The following is a 16,888-nucleotide window of genomic DNA, read 5'->3' as shown; positions in this document are numbered from 1 at the left end:
AAACCATGGGCTAGGAAGTAACCATGAAATGGACGATCCCGAACACGTTGACCACGCTGCGCCTTTTGGCGGCGCCGGCCGTGCCGGTGATGTTCCTGTATTTCAATCGCCCCCTGGCCGACTGGTTCGCCCTGACGCTTTTCGTCTCGGCTGCGATCACCGATTACTTTGACGGCTATCTGGCCCGCCTGTGGAAGCAGGAAAGCAAGTTCGGCACCATGCTGGACCCAATTGCCGACAAGGCCATGGTGGTGATCGCCCTGCTGATCCTGACCGGCTATTCCGGCATGAACCCCTGGCTGATCCTGCCCGCCACCGTGATCCTGTTCCGCGAGGTCTTCGTGGGGGGCTTGCGCGAATACCTTGGCGCCAAGGCCGGGCTTTTGAAGGTCACCAAGCTGGCGAAATGGAAAACCACGGCGCAGATGGTGGCGATTGCCATCCTGTTCCTTGGCACCGGGCTTGAACATATCGAGGCGATCCGCCTGCAGGGCAAGACGGTCGAACAATATGCCGAGCTGGTCTCCAAGGGTCTGGCCGCGCCGATCCCGTTTTGCGGGACGCGGGATTGTTCGTCCTATGCGACCTGGGCGGGGTTGATGCTGATCTGGCTGGCGGCGGCTTTGACGGCTGTGACGGGCTGGGATTACTTCGCCAAATCCCTGCCGCATCTGAGGGACTGACATGCTGACGCTGCTGTATTTCGCCTGGGTGCGGGAGCGGATCGGCCTTCCCCGCGAAAAGGTGGAAACCGGGGCCGCGACCGTGGCCGATCTGATCGCCGAGCTGATCGCCCGCGACGAGGCCTATGCTCTGGCCTTTGCCGACCTGACCTCTTTGCGGGTGGCGGTCGATCAAAAGCTGACCTCGTTTGATGCGCCTTTGGCGGGGGCGCGCGAAGTGGCGTTCTTTCCGCCGATGACGGGGGGCTAGGGATGCTGCGCGTTCAGGCAGAGCCCTTTGACGCCGGCGCCGAGGTCAACGCCTTTACCGCGGGCGCGACAGGCGCGGGGGCCGTGGTGTCCTTTACCGGGATCGTTCGGGGCGATGGCGGGCTTCGGGCGCTGGAGATCGAGCATTACCCCGGCATGACCGAAAGCGCGATTGCCGCCATCATCGCAGAGGCCCGCGCCCGCTGGGAGCTGACCGATGTGCTGGTGATCCACCGGTATGGGCTGTTGGAACTGGGCGCGCCGATCATGATGGTCGCCACCGCCGCGCGCCACCGCGTCGCGGCCTTTCAGGCGGCCGAGTTCCTGATGGACTACCTGAAATCCCGCGCCCCCTTCTGGAAGAAAGAGGTCGGCGGCGATTGGGTGAAAGCCAAGGCCGAGGACGAAGACGCGCTGGATCGGTGGTAGTTATTTGCCTTTCGACTTCACCAGTTTCCACCAAGCTATAGCTGCGACCATAACCACGGTCATCGAATTGAAGGCCGTGATGTTATCGGTTTTAACAGGGGCCTTCACGGCAGGCGACGTAACGGTCGTGGCCTTTGCGATTACCGGCTCTGGCTTGATTTTGATGCACTTGAGTTCTGACATCTTGGGAAGCGGCTTTGCGACATTCTTGACGTCAAGGTTGGTCATGTCTTGCAGCGCCGCCAACAGAATCTCCAGATAGTCTTGCAGGGCTTCAGCCACTGCCTTGTTTCGAGCGATCAAGGTTTTAATGAACCTCTCTATTGCCTCGGCTTTCGCAAGATTCTGGTCAATGGCCTTCCCGTGCTTTGCGATCAGCCGCCGAAAGGCATCGGCTTCGGCCACCTTCGCCTGCGCCACCTTCTCTTTCGAGGTCTGCGCATTGGCCTGGGTCTTGGCGGGGTTTCTGCCGTCTGCGGGGCGCATCGCCATTCCACTCTCCCAAATTTGCACGTTCAATCCCTGGATCATCGGCTAACCGAGACCTTGCGTCCAGCACCTCTGTCGATCCCCCGCCATCGGCGTCGCGTGAAAGACCGCCCTGGCAATCGCGCGCGCCAGGCAACAGGCTGCGGCATGGCCCAGCTGGAACGGATCGCGCACAGGGTCGGCCAGAGCGCGGGCGCCAGTGGCGGCCGCAAAGACCAGGTCGCCGTCCAGCAGCGTATGCGAGGGGACGATCGCCCGCGCCATGCCGTCTTGCGCCGCCACAGCCAGCCGCGTCGCCTGGGCCTGCGTCAGCGCGGCATCGGTGGCGATGATGGCGATGGTCGTGGCCTCTCCCATCCGCTTGGCGGGCTCGGGCGCGGTGGCCTCGGCCATGCCGCCCGGACCCAGGCCGCCGAACTCTGCCCCCATCTCGAAGGGCGCGGCCCAGAAATGGCGGCCCTGGCCCACCGTGACCGACCCCAGCGCATTGACCGCGACCAAAGCCCCCACCGTGAACCCGCTGTCCAAAACGACCGAGGCCGTGCCCGTGCCGCCCTTCCATGTCCCGGTCAAAGCGCCATACCCCGCCCCGACCGAACCCAAAGCGACCTCGGGACCCGCCGCGCGCAAAGCCGCAAGCCCAAGGGCGTGATAGGGGTTGCGCGTCCAGTCCTTGTCGCCGCCGTTCAGCAGGTCGAACAGGATCGCCCCCGGCACGATCGGCACGCGCGCGGGCCCGACGGCAAAGCCGCGCCCCATCGCCCGCAGCCCATCCGCCACGCCCGAACAGGCGTCCAGCCCAAAGGCGGACCCGCCCGACAGGACCAGCGCATCGACCTGCTGCACCAGCCGGTCGGGCGCCAGAAGGTCGGTCTCACGGGTGCCGGGGGCGCCGCCCATGACATGGACGGCGGCGGTAAAGGGCGCCTCGCCCACGACCAGGCTGACCCCCGAGCGCAGCCGTGCATCCTGCGCCTGGCCCACCCACAGCCCCGCCACATCGGTGATCGTATTTCGGGGTCCGGGCCGCATGGCGCCTCCTTTGGACAGATGACGATTTGATGACAGGCTTTGATGCGGGTCAAGGACAGGCCGCCACGGCGGGCGCGAAACTGTCCCCAAACCGCAAAGGCCAAACCGCAAAGGAGTGACCATGGACGCCACGATCCCGCCGCTTGACGAGGCCACGCTTCAAGGCCCGCGCCAGTTTCCGGTCACAGAGGCCGACCGGCTGCGCCATGCCTTCGAGACGGGCCATTACCCCTATGCCCGCGCCCTTGGCCGCGCCACCTATGAGGCAGAGTTGGTCAAGCTGCAGGCCGAATTGCTGAAGGTGCAGATCTGGACCCAAGAGACCGGCCAGAAGTTCGTCATCTTGATGGAGGGCCGCGACGCCGCCGGCAAGGGCGGCACGATCAAGCGGTTCATGGAACATCTGAACCCGCGTTACGCAAGGGTTTGCGCTCTGACCAAACCGTCGGATGTCGAAAAGGGCCAGTGGTTCTTTCAGCGCTATCTGGCGCATCTGCCGACCTCGGGGGAAATGGTGTTCTATGACCGGTCCTGGTATAATCGTGCCGGGGTAGAGCGGGTCATGGGCTTTTGCTCGCCCGTCGAATACCTGGAGTTCATGCGCGAGGCGCCCGAGCTGGAACGGATGCTGACACGCTCGGGGGTGCGGCTGCACAAATACTGGTTCTCGGTCACGCGCGACGAACAGCGCGCCCGCTTTACCGCCCGCGAGACCGATCCGCTAAAGCGGTGGAAGCTGTCGCCCATCGACAAGGCCAGTCTGGACAAGTGGGAGGATTACACCGAGGCCAAGGAGGCGATGTTCTTTTACACCGACACCGCCGATGCGCCCTGGGTGATCGTCAAGTCGGATGACAAAAAGCGCGCCAGGCTGAACGTGATGCGGCACTTCCTGTCGACGGTGGAGTATCCGGGCAAGGACGCCGACGCGATCGGCGAGATCGACCCGCGGATCGTGCAGCACGCGGCGCAGGTGATGGACAAGGCAGGTCATATCCTGGACCGCGCCCGCCACCCGGCCGCGCGGCGCGGTTAGGGCGAGGCCCAGATCTGGATGGGCTGCCCGTTGTAGGGAAAGGTCAGCGGCCCGCAGAACCGATAGCCCGCCGCGGGGCGCAGGGCGGGCGGCAGGTCGGACAGCGCGGCCAGGGCCTCGGGCGACAGGGCCAAGACGCGGCGTTGCCCCGGGGCTTCAGTCCAATGCGCCATGACGCTATGGGCCTGGGCTGCATTGTTCAGCCAGGGCGACACCGGGGGCACGGCCTGCAGGGCAAGGGCCAGGCCCGGCACGTTATACAGGCCGAAAAAGGCCGCGCCGGGTTTCAGGTCGCAGGCCTGGATGGCGGCCCGGGCCTGGGTCAGCATCGTTTCGGTCTGCGGATCGACCTGCAGGGCGCCAAGCTCGGGCATGGTGATCTTGCGGGTCTGGCCGGTCAGGGGGGCGGCCAGGTGATAGGGGTCGCGCAGATAAGAGGTCGTGATCTGCACCGTCAGCAGGATCAGCAGGGCCGCGCTGACCGCCACGGGGCCCAGGCTGCGCGGCTTGTCCGGCGGGGCCAGGCAGGCCAGCGCAGTCACGGCCAGCGTCCAGGGCGCCAGCGCCACGACCACTTGGGTGAACAGCGAATTGCCGGTGCCGACCGTGATGGCAAAGGGCAAGACCAGCAGCGCCAGGATCACCAGCCGCACCCGCCCCGGCAAGGCCCCGCCGCCCAGCCCCATGACCGCGACGGCGGCGACCGCGACATAAATCGCCTCGGCCATGGCCTGATAGGACTGCATCCCGCCCAGGTGGTTGCCATAGGCCGACAGCGTCCATAGGCCAGCCGCCAGCGCGGGCAACAGCATCCAGCGCCGAGGAATGACCCACCACAGCGCCAGGGCCGCCAACGCGGGCGCAAAGGCGTAAAGCCCGCCGCCAAAGGACCAGGCCAACGTCTCGCCATAGCGCCAAAGCCGCGCGCCCACCGGCTCTGTCTGCACCTGTCGGAACAGCTCTAGTCCGCCTTGCAGGCTGGCCCAGACCCCCGGCGTCGCGGGCTGCAGCGCCACCATCAGCACCAACAGGGCCAGCGTCCCCGCGATGCCGCCCGCCAGCACCAGCGCCCCGCGCCGGTTGGGCTGCAAGACCAGCACCAGCCCCAGGATCACCAGGGCGACCGACACCCCGGCCGAGGGCTTGTTCACCAGGCAGACCGCCAGCGCCAGCCCCGCCAGCAGAGACCAGCCCCCGCGCCCCGCCAGCGCCATCAAGGCCAGCCCCACCGCGCCGTAAGCCCCAGCCGAGGCCAGAAGGTTATAGCTTGGCGAGGGCGCAATGGTCGCGACATATAGCAGCGCGCCAACCCCGGCGGCGGCCACCATCGCACCCTGGCCAGCCCCCAAAGGCCTGCCCAGCGCGCCCAAGGCCCGCCCCAGACCCAGCGCCAGCACCCCCGCCGACCCCAGCAGGATCGCCGCCCCGAGCAGCCGAAACGCCAGCAGGCTTTGCGTCACCGCCCAGAGGGGCGCCAGCGTCCAATGCTGCGCCGAGACATACAGCGTGACCTGATCCGGATGCAGGGCCGACAGGATGTAATAGGCCTCATCCGTCAGCTCGATCCCGCGCCCCGCGGCCCAAATGACCCCCAGAACCAGAAAGACCCAGCACGTCCAGGCCACAAGCGACAAAAGACGGATCATGAGCCCTCTTCGGTTTTGCGCAGCGACACGAACTTGGCCGAAACGAAGTTCAGCACGATGACGACGGGCATGGCGGCGACCTGCGACCAAAAGGCGTCATGGCCGCCCAGATCGACCAAAAGGAACAAAAGGCCAAGGTTGATCGCCACCGAAACGCCCCCGGTGGCCAGATAGGTCACAAAGCGCCAGCCAAAGGTCAGCCGCGGTTCAGGGCGAAAGACCCACAAGAAATTCAGCACATAGGTCAGCATATTGCCCGCCACCCAGGCCAGCAACAGCGCCAGGTGGTGATCGAGGTGCAGGCCCTTGAGCGCGAAGGTGAAGATCGCAAAGGTAAAGACGAAGTTCACCGCCCCGACCAACAGAAAGCCCGAAACCTCGGCCCGCGCGCGGCTCATCCCGGCTTGGACCCGGATTTGCGCGCCACCACGACCAGGGTCCCGCCAAAGGGCAGGGACAGGCCCAGTTTGATCAGCGCCTCGTCCAGATACATGACCTTGTCAAAGACCCAGTTCACCAGCGGCGAGAAAGTGACGCGGTCCGACAGCTCGTCGCCGCCGGCCTGCGGCGCCGCCCCCCGCGCCCGGTCCAACAGCCGCGACAGCGCCATCAACGGGAACAGCGCAAAGACATGGGACGTCACGCGCACCGGGGCAAAGCCCGTGGCGCGCAGCTTGGCCACCATCTCGGCCCGGGAATAGCGGCGCTTGTGGCAGACGATCTCGTCCAGGCGGCTCCAGAGGAACATGTGCTGCGGCACCGAGATGACAAAGACCCCCTCGGGCGACAGCATCTGGTGGACATGGCGCATCCCGTCCACATCGCGGTCGATATGTTCGAAGACGTCAAAGGCGGTGATGATGTCGAACCCGCGGTCCAGCACGCCTTCGGTCACGTCATACTGGATGAACTCGACCCCAGGCTGGCGCTTTTTGGCGAAATGCAGGCCCTTGAGGTAAATCTCCGACCCGGTGACGGTCAGCGTGCCATCCTTGACCAGATGTTGCGCGAAATCCCCCGTGCCGCAGCCGACATCCAAGAGCCGCGCGCGCCCCAGCCGCCGCAGCTCGCGGTGGACAAGCCAGGAAAACAGCCGGTTGCGGGTGCCGACCCAAAAGCTGGTCGCCGCCGTGTCATCGGTGACATCAAAGCCCGCATCCGGGTAATCGGTGTAATCCTGCGCGACATCCGGGCTATAGCATTGGATGCCCGCGACATCCCTAGCGGTCAGAGTTCTGATCATGGAGCCTGTCCCGTATGATGTAGTTCGGCCGCTTGCGCACCTCTTCGTTGATGCGCCAGACATATTCGCCGATGATGCCCAACATGACCATGATCATTCCGCCGATGATCAGCGTGACCATCATCAAGGGCGCCCAACCCTCAAAAGGGGTCGAGCCGAAGATCCAGGCCACAAGGATCGTGATGGCCCACAAAAGCCCCAGAAAGCTGGTGAAGACCCCGATCAGCGACATGGCCCGGATCGGCAGGTAAGACGAGTCCAGGATCGCGTCGATGAAGTTCTTCAGCTTTTTGGCGAAGTTGTATTGCGACCGCCCGATCGTGCGCTTTTGCCGCTCATAGGGGATAAAGCTGGTGCGGTAGCCCGGCCACAGAAGGTCGCCCTGAAAGAACCGGTGGCGGGTGTCCATGGCGTTGAACTGGTCCATCGCGATCCGGTCCATCAGCACATAGTCGAAGCCCCCCTTGGGGATCTGCGGCACGCCGATCCGCAACAGGCTATAGGCCAGCCACGAGAAGGCCTTGGCCGCCGCGGGGTCCGACCGGTTGGTCCGGTAGCAGACGACGATTTCCGCCCCGCCCTGCCATTGGCTGACCATCTGCGGGATCAGATCGACCGGGTCTTGCAGATCGGCCGAGATGTTGATGACCGCATCCCCCGTCGCCTCGGCAAATCCCGCCAGCATCGCCGCCATCTGGCCGAAGTTGCGGGTAAAGGACAGGACCTTGACCCGGGGATCGGCGCGGTGAATGGCGCGCAGCTCCTCCAGCGAGCCATCGGTAGAGCCGTCGTTGACGAAGACCATCTCCAGCTGATGACCCTTCAGCGGCCCTTCGAACAGCGCCGCGATCTGGTCATGGGTCCCGGTCAGCGAGCCCTGGTTCTGATAGACCGCCACAACAACAGAGATCTTGCGCGACAGGTGGGCGGTCATGAGCGGGGGGGCGGTCATGAGCGGGGCTCCTGTCCCTTGAGGCAAGGGGGGGCCTTGGTTTGAAGGGTCATGAAATCTCGCTCCCGACGAATGCGCAACAGCGCCCTGCATGCACCGAAGCGCCGCAACAGGTCAAGGCAGATGGCCAATGGGGAATGTGGCGACCCCGGAAGGAATCGAACCCTCAACCTCGGACTTAGAAGGTCCTTGCTCTATCCAGTTGAGCTACGGGGCCAAGTTGGTCTGCCATGGCGGTCTTTTGCCCAAAGGCCACCGCCTTCGCAAGGGGCCTTACAGGGCGCGGGTCATATAGACGGAATTCGGGTCCAGCCGGTAGTCGGCAAAGGGGCCAACTTCGGTGAAACCCGCCTTTTCATACAGCCGCCGTGCGGGCAGGAACATCGGCTGCGAGCCGGTTTCCAGGCTGAGGCGCGACAGACCCAGGGCCAGGGCCTCGGTCAGAAGGTGGTCCAGCATCAGGCGCGACAGGCCGCGGCCGCGGTCTTCGGCCAGGACATGCATCGACTTGACCTCGGCATGGCCCGGTTCGAAGACCTTGAAGGCGCCCATCGCAACCGCCCGGCCCGCATCACGCATCACGAAGAAATGCACTTCGGGAATGTCCAGCGCCGAGGCGGGCATCATGTGGATGCTTTCCGGCGGGGTGTCGGCATGCATGTCGGCGGTGTGGCGCGCAAAAAGCAACGCCAGCTCCGCCGACTGCGGGTTTATCCTGGAAATCTCCAGGGTCATTGACCGCCCATCATCGACACGCCGTTGATCAGCGGGTTGCTCGGGTCGGTCGCGTCGATTTCCCAGACCAGCTTGTCGCCGTCCTGCTTGGCCATGCCCTCTGCCATGCCAAAGCCCATCATGGCCTGCATCTTCATGTCGTCGGGCGCCTTGTCGATGGCGGCTTGCAGCACATCCGCCCCGGTCAGGGTGATCAGCGCTTTGCCCGAAGGCATCTCGGAGGCCATGTCGACGATCATGTCGCCCTGATAGGCCAGCTCATAGCCCTCACCGGTGACGGCCGAGGGGTTGATCGACACGGTGATCGTGCCGTTGGGGAAGAAGGCCTTCTGGACGGCGGCGTCGAATTCGGTCGTGTCGGCCATGCCTTCGGGCAGGTCGAAAGCGCCCAAGGCAGCCTGAATCCCGGCGGCGGCGTCAAAGCCCGAAGCCTGGAAGTCCAGCGAGACCTTTTGCGGCAAGATCGGCGCGGCCCATTCGGGAACCAGGCCCGCCGGCAGGGTCAGGCCCGAGACCGAAAAGGCCTCGCGGAACTTGCCCTCGGAAACGGCGCCGTTCATGTCGACGGTAAAGGTCATCTCTTCCAGGGCGACGGGGCCAACCGGGGTGTCGGCAGAAATGCCAGAGACCTTGCCATCGACAAGGACGTTATCCCAGACCGGCAGGGCAGCGGTGATCGCGGCCTTGGCCTCGTCCTTGGCGGACTTGATCGCAGTTTCGTCGGCATGGGCGACAAAGAACGCCACGACGCCCAGGATGCCTTCGGCGCGCAGGCCGGTCAGCTTGCCCGAATAGGTCGCCGAGGCCGCCTTGATGGCGATCGGCATCTCGGGGGCGCCTTCGCCTTGCGGGAACGCGGCGGTCATGGCGATACCGGTCGACTCATAGGCGATATCGGCATCTGCCCCACCCGAGGCCCCGGCCACGGCGGTCGAGGTCGAGGTGGTCATCTCGACCGTCGTTTCCGACGAGATCTTGGTGCCGTCGGGCATGGTCTGGGTGTTGACCGACTTCCAGCCCTCCATCGTGCCGGTCGAGGAGGTCAGGACCATCAGGCTTTCGTCGAACACGCCGTCCATCGTCAGCTTGGCGATGTCCTGCTTGCCCTCGGCGCCCATTCCGTCATTGGTGGTGATCGAAAAGGCCTGGTCCTGCAAGACGCCCCAGGTGCCGTCGCCGTTGTCGGTCAAGGTCAGCTCGACCGGCGAGACAGTGACCTGTGCGCCGGTCTGGGCCAGGGTGGCAAACAGGGCCGAACCGTCCAGGGTCACGGCATAGTCTTCGCCGTCGATCTCGACCGAAACCACGCCCTCGGTCGTGCCGAGATAGGTTTGGAAGACCTCGGTCAGATGGGCCGCGCCCTCTTCGGTGGCGGGACCGGCAATGGCGGTGGACGCCATCAGCAGGGGGATCAGGGCAAGGGTATACTTGGTCATGGGAAACTCCCGAAAAAGACAAAAGGGGGGGGAAGCAAAAGGGCCCCGCGCGGGGCCGCACGGCGTCAGGTCGGCGTCAATGGGTCCAGGCGCCCTTGCGGTCGGTGGCGAAATTTTCGCCATAACCACGGGCGCGGATGTTCGGCTGGCGGGCCTGGGGAAGCACCACGTCGAATTCGATGCCGCGGGCCGTGGCATAGGCCTCGGCCGCCTCGCGGGTTTCAAAGCGCAACTTGACCTGGGTTTCGGTATCGCTGGACGAGGTCCAGCCCATCAGCGGATCGACCTCCCGCGCCGAGGCGGGGGCGAATTCCAGCACCCAGGAATGGGTCTTGGCCGTGCCCGACTGCATCGCGGTCTTGGCAGGTTGGTAGATGCGGGCGCGCATAGGCAGAACCTCACGTTCGGAACACGCGGGCTATTTGACCGGAAAGGGGGAAAAAGGCAAGGTCTGTCGGCTGGTAGCTGGGAGTGGGTTGGGGTGTGTGTGCATCCCAGCCGACAGTTTGCTGCTTGCAACGCCAATATGCCTTGGGACTTTTTGCCGCGCAACCAAAAGATGTATTCTTTGATCCGTCTTTTCCTTAAAATTGCAAGGTCCATGGCAACCCTGCCGCAACTTCTGCTGATATCCGGTTAACGCAGGCCTTTTTTCGGAACAAAAACGGAATAGATTGGGGGTCAGATAGGGAATCACCCATGCCGCACAACAATTCCAACGCCTTGACCGAACGTCCCGATGTCCTGACCAAACCCAAGCTGGAGGGCGGGCGGCGTTTCGTCATGCACTCGCCCTTTCAGCCGGCGGGGGATCAGCCGACCGCGATCCGCGAGCTTTCGGCAGGCGTCCGGGCGGGCGACCGCGATCAGGTGCTTTTGGGCGCCACGGGCACGGGCAAGACCTTTACCATGGCCAAGGTGATCGAGGAAACCCAGCGCCCCGCCATCATCCTGGCCCCGAACAAGACGCTGGCCGCCCAGCTCTACGCTGAATTCAAAGGGTTTTTCCCCGAGAACGCGGTGGAATATTTCGTCAGCTACTATGACTATTACCAGCCCGAAGCCTATGTCGCCCGGACCGATACCTATATCGAGAAGGAATCCCAGATCAACGAACAGATCGACCGGATGCGCCACTCGGCCACCCGGGCTTTGCTGGAGCGTGACGATGTGATCATCGTGGCCTCGGTCTCGTGCATTTACGGTATCGGGTCAGTCGAGACCTATTCGGCGATGACCCAGGATCTGATCGTCGGCCAAAGCTATGATGCCCGAAAAGTGATGGCCGAACTGATCGCCCAGGCCTATCGGCGCAACGATGCGGCCTTTCAGCGCGGCTGTTTCCGGGTGCGCGGCGACGTGATCGAGCTGTGGCCCGCCCACCTGGAGGACCGCGCCTGGCGATTCTCTTTCTTTGGCGACGAGCTGGAGGCGATCACGGAATTCGACCCTCTGACCGGGGCGAAGACCGATGTGATCAAACAGATCAGGGTTTATGCGAATTCTCACTATGTGACCCCGCGCCCGACGATGCAACAGGCGGTCAAGGGCATCAAAGCCGAGCTTTTGGCCACTTTGGATCGCATGATCAAAGAGGGCAAGTTGCTGGAGGCGCAGCGCCTGGAACAGCGCACCAATTTCGACGTCGAAATGCTGGAGGCCACCGGGGTTTGCGCCGGGATCGAGAACTATTCGCGCTATCTGACAGGGCGGGCGCCCGGAGAGCCTCCGCCGACGCTTTTCGAATTCATCCCCGACAATGCCATTGTTTTCGCAGACGAATCCCATGTGTCGGTGCCGCAAATCGGCGGCATGTATCGGGGCGACTATCGGCGGAAATTCACTTTGGCCGAACATGGCTTCCGCCTGCCGTCTTGCATGGACAACCGCCCGCTGAAGTTCGAGGAATGGGACGCGATGCGCCCGCAATCGGTCTTCGTCAGCGCCACCCCGGCGGCCTGGGAGATCGAGCAATCCGGCGGCGTCTTTGTCGAACAGGTGATCCGGCCCACGGGCCTTCTGGACCCGGTCGTCGAGATTCGCCCCGTGGAAATGCAGGTCGATGACCTGCTGGACGAGATCCGCAAGGTGGCTTTGCTGGGTCTGCGCGTGCTGGTGACGACCCTGACCAAGCGCATGGCCGAGGATCTGACCGACTATTTCCACGAACAGGGCATCCGCATCCGCTATATGCACAGCGACATCGACACAATCGAACGTATTGAAATCCTGCGGGATTTGCGGCTTGGCGCCTTTGACGTGCTGGTGGGCATCAACCTTCTGCGCGAGGGACTGGATATCCCCGAATGTGGGCTGGTGGCGATTCTGGACGCTGACAAGGAAGGCTTTCTGCGGTCGGAAACCTCGTTGATCCAGACCATCGGGCGGGCGGCACGCAATGCGGATGGCCGCGTGATCATGTATGCCGACCGGATCACCGGGTCGATGGAACGCGCGCTGGCCGAAACCAACCGCCGCCGGGCCAAGCAAGAGGCCTATAACGTCGAACATGGCATCACGCCGACGACGGTGCGCAAGAATGTCGACGACGTGCTGTCGGGCCTGTGGCAGGGCGACACCGACCAATCGCGCATCACGACCAAGGTGGAAAAAGCCCAGGTTGGTCAGAACCTTGCCGCTCATCTGGATGCTTTGCGCACCACGATGCGCAAGGCGGCCGAGAACCTGGAGTTCGAAGAGGCCGCCCGTCTGCGCGACGAGGTCAAGCGGCTGGAGGCGGTCGAACTGGCGGTGTCAGACGACCCGATGGCCCGGCAAAGTGTGATCGACGACGCGGTCGAAGAGGCCGTGTCGAAATCCGGCCGATCAACCGCCGGGCGTGCGGGGCAAAGGGGCGGCAACAAGCGGCGGCGGTAGGGGCGCAAAGCGCTCTGTCTCCGCTAGCGTAGCCCGGGGCATGCCCCGGGACCCCTTGCCAAACGCGCCGACGATCGCCATGTCGGACCGAACCAAATGAGAGTCCGCGATGCAGAAACGCCCCTTCCTCGACCCCGACCATCCGATGTTCGCGCGTGCCTGGGTCCGCTGGCTTGTGTCGGTCGGTCCGATGCTTTGGGCGGGCTTTGAATTTTGGCAGAACCAGCCCATGTGGGGCATGATCTTTGCGGCCTGCGGCGGTTACGCCTTTTGGACGCTTATCTGGAACAGGAAGTAAGCCGCCCCCGCATCTCTCCGCTGTCGCCGGTTTCGACCACGGGGGTGCAGCCGGTGACTTGGCTGACCACCAGAAGCATCGTCTCGCGCACCAGGGGCTGTTCGGCGCGGGACGCCCAGCCGTGGCGGATGACCTCGAACTTCTTGTCCTGGCGGTAGACGTCATAGTCATGCGCCCCCACGGTCACGCGGGTGCTTTCGGCCCCCCGCATCTGCCAGGCGGGCGAGGCATCACAAGCGGCCAACAGGCCAAGGATCAACAGGTATCTCATCCCGCCACCCTCGCAGGACTTGGTTAACACACCGTTAACCGCCCTGAAGCGAGCCGCGCACCACAAGCCGCGGCGTGATCAACCGGTGTTCCGCCACCGCCCGCCCACCGATCCGCGACAACAGCGCCTGCGCCGCCATCCGCCCCATCCGCCGCCCGTCCTGATCGACAGAAGCCAATGAGATCAAGGGCAAAGCCGCCACCGGACTGTCGTCATAGCCCACGATGGCCAGGTCCTCGGGCACCCTGATCCCCATCTGATGCGCCAGGTTCAACAGGGGCACCGCGTCCAGATCCGACCAGCAGAACACCGCCCGCGGCCGGTCCGGCGCCGCCAACAAGGCGCGCAACTCCGCTTCGCGCGGCTGGTTCGAGGGCGGCACCCGGATGACCCGCGGCGTCAAACCCGCCGCAGCCATCGCCGCCACATAGCCCTTCTCGCGCTGTGGCGAGACATCGGCGGCGTGGTCGTGTTTGTCGTCCATGGCCAACATGGCGATGTCGCGGTGCCCCGCCTCGTATAGCGCCCGCACCACCATCCGCGCGCCCTCGAAGTCATCCGAGTTGATCGTGTCGAAACTTGACGCCGTGGGCTCGTGATGGCCCACCACGACCGTCGGGATCTGCCGCGCATAGCGGTCCAGCGTGTCGCCGGAAATCTGGCTGGCCACCAGGATCAGCCCATCCATCCGGTTGTCGATCATCTGCTCGATCAACTGCGCCTCGCGCCCGGCCCGCGCGGCGCCCACCCCCACCATGATCTTGTAACCCGCCTCGTCCGTCACGCTTTCGATGCCGTGATAGACCGACGGCAAAAACGGGTTGGCGATTTCCACCAGCAGAACCCCCAGCGTAAAGGTCTGCCCCCGCATCCCCCGCGCCGCCACCGAAGGCCGATAGCCCAGCTTTTCGATCGAGGCCTCGACCTTGGCCCGCAGCCCGTCCGACACGCCATAAGCATTGCGCAAAACCTTGGAGACCGCGGCCACCGAGACCCCCGCATCCGCCGCCACCGTGCGGATCGTCACCCGAGCCTCTTCCCTGCCATCTGCCATTCTGGTCCCCTTTGCGGCCACCCTAGCAAAAATGTCTTGCCTTGGAAACCGGGCTGTAGAATGATTGACGTATAACGGTATACGAAACGCCGGGAGGGCGATTCGCTTACCCAAGGGAGGATGTCAGAATGGGCCTTCAGGGGCAGTCGCAGAGCTTTTCTGCGGATGGTAAAGACTTGTCAGCGTTCAGCTTTTCGGCGGCGATGATCGCGCCGGCCTGTGATGGCGGCGAGGGCGGGCCGGGGTGCTTTGTGGCCCGTGACTTCGACCTGGATCAGGTGCCCGGGCAAGCCATGCTGCACGTGACGGCCTTGGGGCTTTACCGCGCGTTTCTGAACGGGGTGCGGGTGGGCCACGACCTTCTGACCCCCGGCTGGACCTGCTATGACGACCGCCTGGCCTATCAAAGCCATGACGTCAGCGCCCTGCTGAAGCCCGGGGCGAACCGGCTGGAGATCTGGCTTGGCGACGGCTGGTATCGCTCGCGGTTGATGTGGGCGTCGAACCCGATCCCGAACACCTGGGGCACGCGGACCGCGGCGATGGCCGAACTGGTGGCCGGCACGACGATCCTGCGGACGGATGAAAGCTGGGTTTCGGGCCTGACCCCGGTGACGGCCAACGGCATCTATTACGGCGAGGATCACGACGCCCGGATCGCGGTCAAAGACACCGCTGGGGTCGAGATCCTGCCCTTTGCCACCCGCATCGTTCCGCATGAGACCCATCCGGTCGTCGAACTGCCGCCCCATGCCCCGGTCGATCACTGGCAGGACCAGGGTGACATCTTCGACTTCGGCCAGAACTGCGGCGCCTATGCGCGGATCACCGTGCGCGGCCCGGCGGGGTCTTCTGTCCGGGTCGAGTTCTCTGAGGTGCTGGGCCCCAACCGCGCCTTTGACAACCGCAACTTCCGCTCGGCCCGCGCCGAACAGCGTTACATCCTGGCGGGCGGCGAGGCGACCTGGGCCCCCATGTTCACCTTTTTCGGCTTTCGCTATGCTCGCGTGACCACCGAGGGTTGTGAACTTGTGAAAATCGAACAAGTGCCGCTGACCTCGGTTCCCGATGTGGCGGGCGGCTTCACCTGCGGCGTGCCCGCGGTCAACCGGCTGGTGCAGAACACGATCTGGTCGCAGCGGTCGAATTTCATCGAGATCCCGACCGACTGCCCGCAACGAGACGAGCGCTTGGGTTGGACCGGCGACGCGCAGGTCTTTGCGGGCACCGCCTGCTGGCTGGCCGACAGCCAGTCCTTCCTGACCAAATACCTGCGCGATGTGCGCCATGACCAACGCCCGAATGGCGCGGTGCCGCATTTCTCGCCCGACCCGACGCGGCTTTTCCCCATCGACGCGCGCGGCGATTGGGCGGGAAGCACGGGTTGGGGCGATGCCATCGTCATCATCCCCTGGCAGCTGTATCTGCATTACGGCGACAAATCCGTGCTGGCGGAAAACTTCCCGGCCATGGTGAAATGGCTGGATTACCTTTGGGGCATCTCGGATGGCCCGATCATCCGCCCGCCCTCGCTGTGGGGGGCGCATGGCTTTACCTTTGGCGATTGGCTGCAGCCGGTGGGCGACAACCGCAAGCCGCGGCCGACCGTGGCCGATGACTGCGCGGCGACGCTGTATCACTATATCTCCACCGATCTGGCGGCGAAAATCGCGGGTCTGATCGGACAGGACCCCGCGCCCCTGCGCGCCCGGGCCGAGGCCATCAAGACCGCCTTTGCCCGCGAATACTTCTCCCCCACGGGTCGCATCGCGCATAACGACCAGACCTCGTGGAGCCTGGCGTTTCTGTATGGCCTTGTTCCTGATGAATATTACGACCAGGGCAAAGCCTATTTCCGCAAGGTGGTCGAGGATGCCGATGGGCTGATCGGCACCGGCTTTATCGGCACCCCTGCCCTGCTGCCCGCGCTGACGCTGCATGGCATGACGGACCTGGCCGAAAAGATCTTCCTGAACCGCAAGGTGCCGGGCTGGCTTTATCAGGTCGACCGCGGCGCCACCTCGATCTGGGAGCGGTGGGACGCCCTGGGCGAGGACGGCACGATCTATGACCCCGACATGAACAGCTATAACCACTATGCTTATGGCGCCGTCTGTCAGTGGCTGTTCGAAGGCGTGGCGGGCATCCAGCCGGAACCCGGCTTCGATGTCGTCACCCTTAACCCCCTGATCTTGCCCGCGCTTTCCCCCGTGGCCGCTTGGCACGACTGCCGCCACGGACGGATCGAGGCGGGCTGGGTGCTGGAGGGCGACCTTGTCACCTATACCGTCACCCTGCCGCCGGGCACCATCGGCCGCCTGGGCTTCCAGGCCCTGACCGTCGACGGCGCGGCCCCCCAAGGCGACCTGCCCCCCGGCCAGCACGTCATCACATTCCGCATCTGAAGCGGATGAAGAACCGGGCACCAAGCCCGGCCCCATCACCGGTCCATAGGAGG

Annotated in this window: 18 protein-coding genes and 1 tRNA gene; 7 read left to right on the top strand and 12 right to left on the bottom strand. The window is 64.4% G+C overall.

Annotated features, from left to right (window positions below; all coding sequences use genetic code 11):
• Positions 1-23 precede the first annotated feature (23 nt).
• Genes pgsA through NX862_RS07330 form a run of 3 tightly spaced genes read left to right on the top strand, consistent with a single transcriptional unit; the run spans position 24 to position 1,361 of the window.
• The gene (gene pgsA / locus NX862_RS07340; protein WP_264493234.1) at positions 24-683 is read left to right on the top strand and encodes a CDP-diacylglycerol--glycerol-3-phosphate 3-phosphatidyltransferase; all 660 of its coding nucleotides are present in this window, start codon (positions 24-26) and stop codon (positions 681-683) included.
• A 1-nt stretch (position 684) separates the two neighbouring features.
• Entirely contained in the window at positions 685-933 is a 249-nt protein-coding gene (gene moaD / locus NX862_RS07335) for a molybdopterin converting factor subunit 1 (RefSeq protein ID WP_264493233.1), read from the top strand.
• A gap of 2 nt (positions 934-935) precedes the next feature.
• Complete coding sequence (locus NX862_RS07330; protein WP_264493232.1) at positions 936-1,361, top strand: molybdenum cofactor biosynthesis protein MoaE; 426 nt, start codon at positions 936-938, stop codon at positions 1,359-1,361.
• On the opposite strand, the gene NX862_RS07325 is transcribed toward NX862_RS07330, so the two are convergent.
• Entirely contained in the window at positions 1,362-1,853 is a 492-nt protein-coding gene (locus NX862_RS07325) for a hypothetical protein (RefSeq protein WP_264493231.1), read from the bottom strand.
• Between the two features lie 42 nt (positions 1,854-1,895).
• Positions 1,896-2,882 carry a P1 family peptidase gene (locus NX862_RS07320; protein ID WP_264493230.1) on the bottom strand — a complete coding sequence of 329 codons (987 nt, stop codon included), beginning with the start codon at positions 2,880-2,882 and terminating at the stop codon, positions 1,896-1,898.
• A 121-nt stretch (positions 2,883-3,003) separates the two neighbouring features.
• On the opposite strand from NX862_RS07320, the gene ppk2 reads away from it, so the two are divergent.
• On the top strand, positions 3,004-3,918 hold the full coding sequence (ppk2, locus tag NX862_RS07315) for a polyphosphate kinase 2 (RefSeq protein WP_264493229.1): 915 nt from the start codon (positions 3,004-3,006) through the stop codon (positions 3,916-3,918).
• Here ppk2 and NX862_RS07310 read toward each other — a convergent pair.
• From NX862_RS07310 to NX862_RS07275, 8 genes are all read right to left on the bottom strand, one after another.
• A complete protein-coding gene (locus tag NX862_RS07310) occupies positions 3,915-5,564 on the bottom strand; it encodes a hypothetical protein (protein ID WP_264493228.1) in 1,650 nt (549 codons plus the stop codon). The two genes, ppk2 and NX862_RS07310, sit on opposite strands and share 4 nt — an antisense overlap.
• Entirely contained in the window at positions 5,561-5,962 is a 402-nt protein-coding gene (locus tag NX862_RS07305) for a GtrA family protein (protein ID WP_264493227.1), read from the bottom strand. Before NX862_RS07305 ends, NX862_RS07310 begins: the two co-directional genes overlap by 4 nt.
• Positions 5,959-6,807, bottom strand: a complete 849-nt coding sequence (locus NX862_RS07300; protein ID WP_264493226.1) for a class I SAM-dependent methyltransferase — start codon at positions 6,805-6,807, stop codon at positions 5,959-5,961. The genes NX862_RS07305 and NX862_RS07300 overlap by 4 nt, the downstream gene beginning before the upstream one ends.
• Positions 6,785-7,759, bottom strand: a complete 975-nt coding sequence (locus NX862_RS07295; protein ID WP_264493225.1) for a glycosyltransferase family 2 protein — start codon at positions 7,757-7,759, stop codon at positions 6,785-6,787. The genes NX862_RS07300 and NX862_RS07295 overlap by 23 nt, the downstream gene beginning before the upstream one ends.
• A 140-nt stretch (positions 7,760-7,899) precedes the next feature.
• A tRNA-Arg gene (locus tag NX862_RS07290) sits at positions 7,900-7,976 on the bottom strand.
• 56 nt (positions 7,977-8,032) lie between these two features.
• Positions 8,033-8,494: a GNAT family N-acetyltransferase gene (locus NX862_RS07285; protein ID WP_413694541.1), complete on the bottom strand. Its 462-nt coding sequence runs from the start codon at positions 8,492-8,494 to the stop codon at positions 8,033-8,035.
• On the bottom strand, positions 8,491-9,930 hold the full coding sequence (locus NX862_RS07280; RefSeq protein WP_264493223.1) for a hypothetical protein: 1,440 nt from the start codon (positions 9,928-9,930) through the stop codon (positions 8,491-8,493). Before NX862_RS07280 ends, NX862_RS07285 begins: the two co-directional genes overlap by 4 nt.
• Before the next feature lie 76 nt (positions 9,931-10,006).
• On the bottom strand, positions 10,007-10,318 hold the full coding sequence (locus NX862_RS07275; protein ID WP_264493222.1) for an ETC complex I subunit: 312 nt from the start codon (positions 10,316-10,318) through the stop codon (positions 10,007-10,009).
• A 311-nt stretch (positions 10,319-10,629) separates the two neighbouring features.
• Between NX862_RS07275 and uvrB the strand changes: the two genes are divergently transcribed.
• Both uvrB and NX862_RS07265 read left to right on the top strand, forming a co-directional pair.
• Entirely contained in the window at positions 10,630-12,807 is a 2,178-nt protein-coding gene (gene uvrB, locus NX862_RS07270; protein ID WP_264493221.1) for an excinuclease ABC subunit UvrB, read from the top strand.
• Positions 12,808-12,916: 109 nt separating this feature from the next.
• Positions 12,917-13,105 (top strand): hypothetical protein, encoded by a 189-nt coding sequence (locus tag NX862_RS07265; protein WP_264493220.1) that lies wholly within the window; start codon positions 12,917-12,919, stop codon positions 13,103-13,105.
• On the opposite strand, the gene NX862_RS07260 is transcribed toward NX862_RS07265, so the two are convergent.
• On the bottom strand, positions 13,086-13,376 hold the full coding sequence (locus NX862_RS07260; RefSeq protein WP_264493219.1) for a hypothetical protein: 291 nt from the start codon (positions 13,374-13,376) through the stop codon (positions 13,086-13,088). The two genes, NX862_RS07265 and NX862_RS07260, sit on opposite strands and share 20 nt — an antisense overlap.
• A 34-nt stretch (positions 13,377-13,410) precedes the next feature.
• Positions 13,411-14,430: a LacI family DNA-binding transcriptional regulator gene (locus NX862_RS07255; protein ID WP_264493218.1), complete on the bottom strand. Its 1,020-nt coding sequence runs from the start codon at positions 14,428-14,430 to the stop codon at positions 13,411-13,413.
• 176 nt (positions 14,431-14,606) lie between these two features.
• Between NX862_RS07255 and NX862_RS07250 the strand changes: the two genes are divergently transcribed.
• Positions 14,607-16,835: a family 78 glycoside hydrolase catalytic domain gene (locus tag NX862_RS07250; protein ID WP_264493217.1), complete on the top strand. Its 2,229-nt coding sequence runs from the start codon at positions 14,607-14,609 to the stop codon at positions 16,833-16,835.
• The last annotated feature ends 53 nt before the right edge of the window (positions 16,836-16,888 follow it).

The organism is Stagnihabitans lacustris (assembly GCF_025950525.1).
Classification (GTDB): domain Bacteria; phylum Pseudomonadota; class Alphaproteobacteria; order Rhodobacterales; family Rhodobacteraceae; genus Stagnihabitans.
This window is presented reverse-complemented; position numbering and strand designations above follow the sequence as displayed.

Excerpts from the sequence above, each read along its gene's own strand:
- NX862_RS07280 (WP_264493223.1), bottom strand. The coding sequence starts at position 9,930 with ATGACCAAGTATACCCTTGCCCTGATCCCCCTGCTGATGGCGTCCACC.
- NX862_RS07260 (WP_264493219.1), bottom strand. The coding sequence starts at position 13,376 with ATGAGATACCTGTTGATCCTTGGCCTGTTGGCCGCTTGTGATGCCTCG.
- moaD (WP_264493233.1), top strand. The coding sequence starts at position 685 with ATGCTGACGCTGCTGTATTTCGCCTGGGTGCGGGAGCGGATCGGCCTT.
- NX862_RS07325 (WP_264493231.1), bottom strand. The coding sequence starts at position 1,853 with ATGGCGATGCGCCCCGCAGACGGCAGAAACCCCGCCAAGACCCAGGCC.
- NX862_RS07295 (WP_264493225.1), bottom strand. The coding sequence starts at position 7,759 with ATGACCGCCCCCCCGCTCATGACCGCCCACCTGTCGCGCAAGATCTCT.
- NX862_RS07285 (WP_413694541.1), bottom strand. The coding sequence starts at position 8,494 with ATGACCCTGGAGATTTCCAGGATAAACCCGCAGTCGGCGGAGCTGGCG.
- NX862_RS07300 (WP_264493226.1), bottom strand. The coding sequence starts at position 6,807 with ATGATCAGAACTCTGACCGCTAGGGATGTCGCGGGCATCCAATGCTAT.
- NX862_RS07330 (WP_264493232.1), top strand. The coding sequence starts at position 936 with ATGCTGCGCGTTCAGGCAGAGCCCTTTGACGCCGGCGCCGAGGTCAAC.
- ppk2 (WP_264493229.1), top strand. The coding sequence starts at position 3,004 with ATGGACGCCACGATCCCGCCGCTTGACGAGGCCACGCTTCAAGGCCCG.
- NX862_RS07305 (WP_264493227.1), bottom strand. The coding sequence starts at position 5,962 with ATGAGCCGCGCGCGGGCCGAGGTTTCGGGCTTTCTGTTGGTCGGGGCG.
- NX862_RS07255 (WP_264493218.1), bottom strand. The coding sequence starts at position 14,430 with ATGGCAGATGGCAGGGAAGAGGCTCGGGTGACGATCCGCACGGTGGCG.
- NX862_RS07265 (WP_264493220.1), top strand. The coding sequence starts at position 12,917 with ATGCAGAAACGCCCCTTCCTCGACCCCGACCATCCGATGTTCGCGCGT.
- pgsA (WP_264493234.1), top strand. The coding sequence starts at position 24 with ATGAAATGGACGATCCCGAACACGTTGACCACGCTGCGCCTTTTGGCG.
- NX862_RS07310 (WP_264493228.1), bottom strand. The coding sequence starts at position 5,564 with ATGATCCGTCTTTTGTCGCTTGTGGCCTGGACGTGCTGGGTCTTTCTG.
- uvrB (WP_264493221.1), top strand. The coding sequence starts at position 10,630 with ATGCCGCACAACAATTCCAACGCCTTGACCGAACGTCCCGATGTCCTG.
- NX862_RS07275 (WP_264493222.1), bottom strand. The coding sequence starts at position 10,318 with ATGCGCGCCCGCATCTACCAACCTGCCAAGACCGCGATGCAGTCGGGC.
- NX862_RS07320 (WP_264493230.1), bottom strand. The coding sequence starts at position 2,882 with ATGCGGCCCGGACCCCGAAATACGATCACCGATGTGGCGGGGCTGTGG.